The sequence below is a fragment of the uncultured Abyssibacter sp. genome, from assembly GCF_964000955.1.
Taxonomy (GTDB): Bacteria; Pseudomonadota; Gammaproteobacteria; order Nevskiales; family OUC007; genus Abyssibacter.
This window is the reverse complement of record NZ_CAXFCL010000355.1, coordinates 1-7,529: the sequence shown is the minus strand read 5'-3', so window position 1 is coordinate 7,529 and position 7,529 is coordinate 1. Positions and strand designations below refer to the sequence as shown.

At 64.1% G+C, this 7,529-nt stretch carries 4 protein-coding genes and 1 pseudogene; 3 read left to right on the top strand and 2 right to left on the bottom strand.

The genetic code is table 11. The annotated features are described in order from the left end of the window. A pseudogene (locus tag ABNS06_RS17395) lies at positions 1 to 1,072 on the bottom strand (hypothetical protein); the annotation flags it as partial. 243 nt (positions 1,073 to 1,315) lie between these two features. Here ABNS06_RS17395 and ABNS06_RS17390 point away from each other — a divergent pair. Then, the gene (locus ABNS06_RS17390; RefSeq protein WP_348675872.1) at positions 1,316 to 3,898 is read left to right on the top strand and encodes a M4 family metallopeptidase; all 2,583 of its coding nucleotides are present in this window, start codon (positions 1,316 to 1,318) and stop codon (positions 3,896 to 3,898) included. Between the two features lie 45 nt (positions 3,899 to 3,943). On the opposite strand, the gene ABNS06_RS17385 is transcribed toward ABNS06_RS17390, so the two are convergent. Then, positions 3,944 to 4,522, bottom strand: a complete 579-nt coding sequence (locus ABNS06_RS17385) for a DUF2946 family protein (RefSeq protein ID WP_348675871.1) — start codon at positions 4,520 to 4,522, stop codon at positions 3,944 to 3,946. Positions 4,523 to 4,691: 169 nt separating this feature from the next. Between ABNS06_RS17385 and ABNS06_RS17380 the strand changes: the two genes are divergently transcribed. Both ABNS06_RS17380 and ABNS06_RS17375 read left to right on the top strand, forming a co-directional pair. Beyond that, positions 4,692 to 5,768 (top strand): hypothetical protein, encoded by a 1,077-nt coding sequence (locus ABNS06_RS17380; RefSeq protein WP_348675870.1) that lies wholly within the window; start codon positions 4,692 to 4,694, stop codon positions 5,766 to 5,768. A 95-nt stretch (positions 5,769 to 5,863) separates the two neighbouring features. Continuing rightward, complete coding sequence (locus ABNS06_RS17375) at positions 5,864 to 7,450, top strand: BCCT family transporter (RefSeq protein WP_348675869.1); 1,587 nt, start codon at positions 5,864 to 5,866, stop codon at positions 7,448 to 7,450. Positions 7,451 to 7,529: the final 79 nt, after the last annotated feature.

The window sequence follows — 7,529 nt, the reverse complement described above, 5'->3', positions numbered from 1 at the left end:
CGTTGCCCGGCGAATGGACGGTGCCGTCCGGGAACACGGCCTTGCCGGCGCGGTAGCCCACCGCGGCCAGCACCTCACCACCGGCCTCGTCGGTGATCCCGCCGGGTTGCTTGATCACCACATCGGTGACGAAGTTTGCGAACTGGCAGGCGCCGTAGCCGGTCACGCCGGCACAGTCGTCGGAGACCGGCAGGTTGACGTTGGTGAAGGTTTCGCCGGCGTCGAAGGACTTGAACAGGCCCTGTGATGTCGCGACGTAGACCTCGTCGGTGTTGGTCGGATCCACGGCCACCTCGAACCCGAGGGCGCCGTCCGGTACGCCGGTGGATTGCTGCCACGTCTGTCCGAGATCGTCGGACCAGAACGCGCCAAGCCCGGTGTAGGTCGTGCCGCCCATCAGATGCTCGCCGGACACCACCACCAGGCGGCCCGGTCGTTCACCCTTGGCCGCGATCCATTCCACCGCGCCGTTGGACAGCGTTGGCAGGGTGTCGCCGATCGGAACCCAGAAATCACCCAGCGCGGTGACGGTGTCCGCCTCGCTCATCCAGAGTCCACCGGTCCCGACCAGGGCGAACAGGCGGTTCGCCTCCGGGTCGTAGGCGAAGCTGTCCACGCGGCCCATCGAACTGGGGATGCCCTGCCCGGCAGTGCCGTAGCGGTTGTCGTTGGTAATCAGCACGCCGACGCCATACTCCTCCCATTCGGAGTCGGCATTGGCAACCGCCTTGCGCTCGAGCATCGCCCGCTTGCGGTCAACCGCGGCGCGGAATGCGCCCGGTGCGACCTGACCCACGCCGGGCGAGCGTGCCTGCTGCGCCTTCTGAATCTCGGCGAATGGCTCCGGATGCTTGCGGGCCAGGCAGGCCTGGTCACCAAAGCGTTCGCGCAGTGCCCGCACGCCTGCCTCATCAAGATGCGGCTGGAACTCGCGGGCGTAGGTGACTGGGTCGGTCAGCATCATCCCGGCGGGGCACCGAGCCTCCGGTTCGGGTTGCAGTCGGATGGTCAGGCTCAGCGCAATGGACAGAGCGACGGCGCCAATCGCGCCGAGAGCGAAGGTCTTGTTCACGGAAATCCCCAGGAAAGTCGTTGGCCGCAGGCCAGGCAGCGTGCCTATCAATCAGCGTGCCAGGTATGGGATTCTCGATCCATGCCTGTGCAGGGTCGCCGCTCAGCCGGCGGTGTTTTCCTCCCACGCGCTGTTGTTTACGCTGCCTTAACGGCACGTATGTTGCTACAGTCGCCGGCGATTTGGCATCCACAAGCGACATTGCCGCGATACCGCTGGCAGGTCGCTGTCTCAGGGGAACCCATGAACCGTACTCATCTGTCGTCCGCGCTGGCGGGCGCACTGCTGTTTTCCGTCTCCCTTTCCACGCAAGGGGCATCTCGCCCCGAGCTGATGGACCGGCTGACCACCGCCACCGAAGGTGCGATCAATCAGGTCGTCCGCCCCAGGCAACAGTACTCCGCGGTCATCGCGACGGGCGACCGGCCGTTGCTGGCAATCGACAACGCACTGGAACCGGTGGAACGCGCGACCACGTTCCTGACGGAATTTGGCGGCGTCATGGGCGTGGATTCCCCGTCGGAGCAGCTGAAGCTGAACCGGCTGTCCGTCGACGGCGCGGGCCGGACGCATGTGCATCTGGACCAGTTCCACGCGGGCATCCCCGTGTTCGGCGCCCGCATGGTGGTGCATCTGGACGAGATCGGTGCCACCGGGGTCAGCGGCGTGTTCCTCGAGGGGCTCAACGGACTGGATGTCGCACCGACGAAGGCCACCGCAAACATCGAGACCACGGCGCTCGCGCTCACCCGCAAGCACCACCCTGGTGCAAATCCCCGGATCGCTTCGTCGCGGCTGGTGATTTATCGCACCGGCCTGCTGCAGGGTTTGCCGGGCAGCAATCATCTGGCCTACGAGGTGAACGTGGTCGACGCCTATCGTCGCGCCGCTGACCCGGTGCGCGAGCAGATCTTCATCGACGCACACACCGGCGTCGTGCTCAACCGGATCGACCGCATCCATCGTTCGCTGAACCGCGAGATCTACACGCCGACGCTGGACGTGCCGCCCGTGCTTACCGAGGGCAGCGCGCTGGCACCGTCCGACCCCGAATTTGCCGGCGACGTGACGGGTTCTTCGCGCGTTCCCGGGGCACCGACCAGCAATCTCTACGTGTTTGCGGGCGGCACCTACAAGCTCTACGAGAACATGTTTGGCTATGCTGGCTACGATCACGGCGCGACGGCGCCGGAGGAACAGGTCCAGCGCAGCGTCTACCTGGTCAACGCCAACTGCCCCAATGCCTACTGGGACGGTACTTCGACGAACTACTGTCCGGGCTTCGACGCGGACGATGTCGTCAGCCACGAGTGGAGCCATGGGTACACCGAGTACACGCACGGGCTGGTGTACCAGTATCAGTCGGGTGCGCTGAACGAGTCCTACTCCGACATCTTTGGTGAGATGTACGACCTGATCAATGGCCAGGAAGGGCCGCTGGGCGTGACGCTCACGGAGGGCGACTACTTCGAGGATGGCGGTTCCCGCTGGGTGCTGGGTGAAGACCTCAGCGAGGTGGCCGCAGGCCTGTTGCTTCGCGACATGTGGGATCCGGACAACTTTGGCGTCAACGTTCCGCTGCTGGGCATTCCGATCCTGTCGACGCCCTCCCCCGGCAGCGTGATCACGTCGGAGAATTACTTCTGCGGAACCGGCGACGGCGGCGGCGTGCACACGAACTCCGGCGTCCCCAACCATGCGTTCGCGATGCTGGTCGATGGCAAGTCCTTCAACGGCTACGACATCCCGGCCATCGGCATGATCAAGGCCGCGCACATCTATTTCCATGCGCAGTACAACTACCAGACGCCGACGACCAATTTCGCGCAGCATGCCGACGCGCTGGAGATGTCCTGCGCGGATCTGATCGGCCAGCCGCTCAACGACATCTTCGGTGCCGTGTCCGGCGAGGTGATCGAGGCCGCGGATTGCGAAGCGGTGGCCATCGCGATGGATGCGGTGGAAATGCGCCTCGATCCCACGGAAAAGTGCGGCTACCTGCCGGTCCTGGCCGCCGAGGTCGAAACGCCCTCGGTCTGCCCGGATGGCGAATCCCCATCGGCCTCGTTCAGCGAGGACTTCGAATCCGGTGCCTTCCCTGCCGATTGGACGCTCGCGAGCAACGGGACCGGTGATTCGTTTCCGGATACGGCGTGGGAGTTGTCGTCCGACGTGCCGGACGAGCGATCCGCCTATGCCGCGTTTGCCTATGACTCGCTCGAGGGCACCTGCGCCGCCGGTGGCGACATTTCCGGCAGCTTCTCCATGGATTCGCCGGTGCTTACCGTTGGCGATGAGGATGCCTATTTCGAATTCACCCACTTCGTGCAGACGGAGGCCGAATACGACGGCGGCAACCTGAAGTACAGCATCAACGGTGGAGCGTTCACCGTCGTGCCGTCCGACGCGTTCATGCACAACCCCTACAACGGTACGCTGGCCGCCGCCTCCACCAACACCAACCCGCTCGCGGGTGAGGTGTCCTGGTTCGGCTCGGATCAGGGTCAGGCGACCGGAAGCTGGGGCACGTCCATCATCGATCTCACCCAGTTGGCGGCCTCCGGTGACACCGTCCAGTTTCGCTGGGACTTCGGTCAGGACGGTTGCAACGGCAATCTGGGCTGGTTCGTCGACGATGTGAAGATGTACGGCTGCGCCGTGGGTGACGGTGGTGGCTCCGGTGGTGGTTCCGGCGGAGGATCGGGTGGTGGCACCGGCGGCGGGGCCGACGGTGGCGTCTCGGGCGGCGGTGCGTTCGCCTGGCGTGACCTGCTGGTCATGCTGCTCCTGGGCGCCGGGTTGCTGATGCGCCGCCGACGCATCTGACATCGTTCGTGCGTGTTCAAAGGCCGGTCCCTGGACCGGCCTTTTTCATGCGTCGTCCGGTTGAGGGTCGCGCACGAATCCCAGCAGCGTGGGCATGGAAGCCGCATCGGCGCGTTCCACGTCCAGCGTCTGTTCGTTCCAGGAGAATGTCAGGCCGCTTGGCTGCCCGTCCCCGGCGGCCATGGCCCGCTCCAGTGCGGTTTCCAGATCGCCCTCACCCGCCGCGGGCGTCAGGCCCGCGAGCACCCAGTCCAGATCGGGACCATCGACGGTCGCGGCGCCCAGCTCCGTGTCGAGCACGATGGAGCCGTCGGCGTCCAGCAGGACCCGTCGGATCGCCCTGACCGTCTGGTCGGTCTGCACGCGCAGGCGCCCATCCGGATCCACCCTGGCCACCAGTGGCGTGTACTCCAGACTGACATAGCCCCGCTGCGGCCCATTCTGGAAATACCAGCACCCCCGGTCGTCCGCGGCGTAGTTGTGCCGAATCATGTCGACCAGCTTGGGCCGATCGACGCGTTCACCCTTCAGGGACCATTGACCCTTGCGGTCCAGGTGAACCCAGCCATAGAGATGAGGCACGTTTGGCCACTTGGCTAGGGCGCGTTCTACCCAGGCTTCCATCTTCGTTCTCCGTCTGTCCTGCCGGGATTCGGGGACTGTGCCTGATTCGCACTTCGCACGTCGATTCGGTAGGGTCTTTGCCCTCAACATGTTTGACGAGATGCCGAACAGCCTGATTTGGGGATCGTGATTTGGTGCGTTGTATCGGCGTCCGTCCAAGGGAGAGACGATGAAATGGACAGCGCTGAGCATGATGGGCGCCGTGGCCTTGCTGCATCCGGGAGCCTCGATCGCGGAATCCACGCTGTCGGCGGGGGTCTGGGCGAACTATCGCTATGTCATGGACGACACGCGTGACGAGGAAACCTTTGGTGACATCGCCGACGAGGCGCTCATCATCTACGCCGATGGCGCCGCGGACGACGATGAAGGCATCTGGAGCTACTCGGCCGAATTGAGAATCGGGCCCGGCAGCTTTACTGATTCCGCCAACAATTCCACCGGGGACACGTTCACGCTTCACAAGGCCTGGGTGGGTTTCGAATTGACCCCGACGCACAAGCTGATCGTCGGCAAGAGCCAGGTGCCGTTCGCCTGGAAGACCGTGAACTTCTGGCCCGGAGATGGCCTGCAGGCCGGTTATGGAGATCAGATGGATGTGGGCGTCAAGCTCGTGTCCGGTAGCCGTGTTGGCTACCAGCTCGCCTACTACCATGCGGACGACTGGGGTGAGACCAGCACCGACACCGTTGACGATAACGGTCACTGGGGTTCCTCCACCACGTATCGCAAGGTGCAGACGGTGGTCGGGAACGTGGATTTTCCGTTGACCGACAACCAGACGGTGTCGATCTCCGCGCAGGCCGGGCGTCTACAGGCGCTGGTTCCGATGATGGAGCAGGAAGTCGACGGCCAGCATCATGCTGTCGCCCTGCACTACCATGGGCGGTTCGACGACTTCTACGTGAAGGCCGAATTCATCGATGCGCAGCGCGAGCTGCCCGACGTCTTTCTGGCGACGGATCCTGCGCTTCCGGATGAGGTCGCCAACCAGCGCGCGGGCCTGGAGCTGGGCTACAAGCAGGGCAACTGGTTCTGGTACCTGGATGCCCATGCGGCCAATCCGGACACCGACGGCTCATCCGCCGACACGGTTTATTCGTACAGCCCCGGTTTCAGTTACGACTACGGGCCCGGTTGGGTTTATGTCGAATACCTGGGCCAGACCGGCTTTGTTGACCGTAACGGCCTGGTGGGCGAAGGTGACTTCGACGCCTTCTACGTCTCCATGGATTTCTATCTCTAGCCATTCCTCGGCTGACGCGGCACCCGGCCGCACGTTCTCGCCCCAGGGGCGATAGCGATCATCCCACCGCCAAAACGCGACAGGAGGATTCGCAAATGTCAGATTCGACAACCTACGACACCGACCACTCCGTTGGTGAAAACAATGTGCAGTTCCTCGGCCTGGACATGCACAACCCGGTGTTCTTCTTCAGCGCCACCCTCGTGGTTCTTTTCGTGATGGGGACCATCATGTTCCCCGATCCGGCCTCGGCGGCACTCAGCGGCGCCAAGGCCTTCGCCATCAATAACTTCGACTGGCTGTTCATGGTCGGGGGCAACATCTTCGTGCTGTTCTGCCTCAGCCTGATCTTCCTGCCGGTCGGCAGGATCCGCCTCGGCGGCGAGGATGCCAGGCCGGAGTTCTCGACCGTGTCCTGGTTCGCCATGCTGTTCGCAGCGGGGATGGGCATCGGTCTGATGTTCTGGAGTGTGGCGGAGCCGCTGGCCTACTACACAGACTGGTATGGCACGCCGCTCAATGTCGAACCCGGTACGCCGGAGGCGATCCGCAATTCGTTGGGCGCCACGATGTACCACTGGGGTCTGCATCCATGGGCGATTTACGCGCTGGTGGGTCTGGCGCTGGCCTTCTTCGCCTACAACCAGAACATGCCGCTGACCATCCGCTCGGCGTTCTATCCGTTGCTGGGTGAGCGTTGCTGGGGCTGGCCGGGTCATGTCATCGATACCCTAGCCGTGCTGGCGACCATCTTTGGTCTGGCGACCTCGCTGGGACTGGGCGCCAAACAGGCCGCCAGCGGGCTGCATTTCCTGTTCGACGTCCCGGCGACGCTGAATACGCAGATCGCGATCATCACGGGCGTCACCGCGGTGGCGGTGCTGTCGGTGATCCGGGGACTGGATGGCGGCGTCAAGCTCCTGAGCAACCTGAACATGATGCTCGCGATCGTCCTGCTGGCGTTTGTCGTGGCGGTCGGTTCCGGCTTCGGCATCATTGCGGATGTGCTGACCACGGCCAGCGCCTACATCACCAACGTCGTTCCCCTGTCCAACTGGGTCGGGCGCGAGGACGAAACCTGGTACCACGGCTGGACGGTGTTCTACTGGGCCTGGTGGGTGTCCTGGTCACCGTTCGTGGGGATGTTCATCGCACGCGTCTCGCGCGGCCGCACGGTCCGGGAGTTCGTGACCGCCGTACTGCTGGTGCCCACCGCCGTTACGGTCCTGTGGATGGCCGCATTCGGCGGCAGTGGCCTGGAGCAGGCCGTCAACGGCACCGGTGCCCTGGCCGAGGGCATCGACAAGGTGTCGCTGTCGCTGTTTCACATGCTGGATCAGCTTCCGTGGACCTTGATCACGTCCTTCGTCGCGATCGTGCTGGTCCTGGTCTTCTTCGTGACCTCGTCGGACTCCGGCTCGCTGGTGATCGACAGCATCACCGCCGGCGGCAAGCTGGATGCCCCGGTCGCGCAGCGCGTGTTCTGGGCGGTGATGGAAGGCATGATCGCCGGCGCGCTGCTGTTCGGCGGCGGCAAGCAGGCACTGGACGCGTTGCAGGCCGGTGCGATCTCCACGGGGCTGCCCTTCGTGGTGCTGCTGTTGCTGATGTGCGTGAGCCTCTATATCGCGCTGAACAAGGAGCGCCGGCAGCTCAAGGCCTCGTCGTCGCCCGACAGCTAGGGAAACACTGATTTAGTCGCGGTTCGGACATGAGGCTGTCCGAATGTCCGCACTTTCGGACTGTCGACTGCGCGAAGCG

Coding starts and splice junctions, on each gene's coding strand:
- ABNS06_RS17390 (WP_348675872.1), top strand. CDS start 1,316: ATGAACCGTACTCATCTGTCGTCCGCGCTGGCGGGCGCACTGCTGTTT.
- ABNS06_RS17385 (WP_348675871.1), bottom strand. CDS start 4,522: ATGGAAGCCTGGGTAGAACGCGCCCTAGCCAAGTGGCCAAACGTGCCT.
- ABNS06_RS17380 (WP_348675870.1), top strand. CDS start 4,692: ATGAAATGGACAGCGCTGAGCATGATGGGCGCCGTGGCCTTGCTGCAT.
- ABNS06_RS17375 (WP_348675869.1), top strand. CDS start 5,864: ATGTCAGATTCGACAACCTACGACACCGACCACTCCGTTGGTGAAAAC.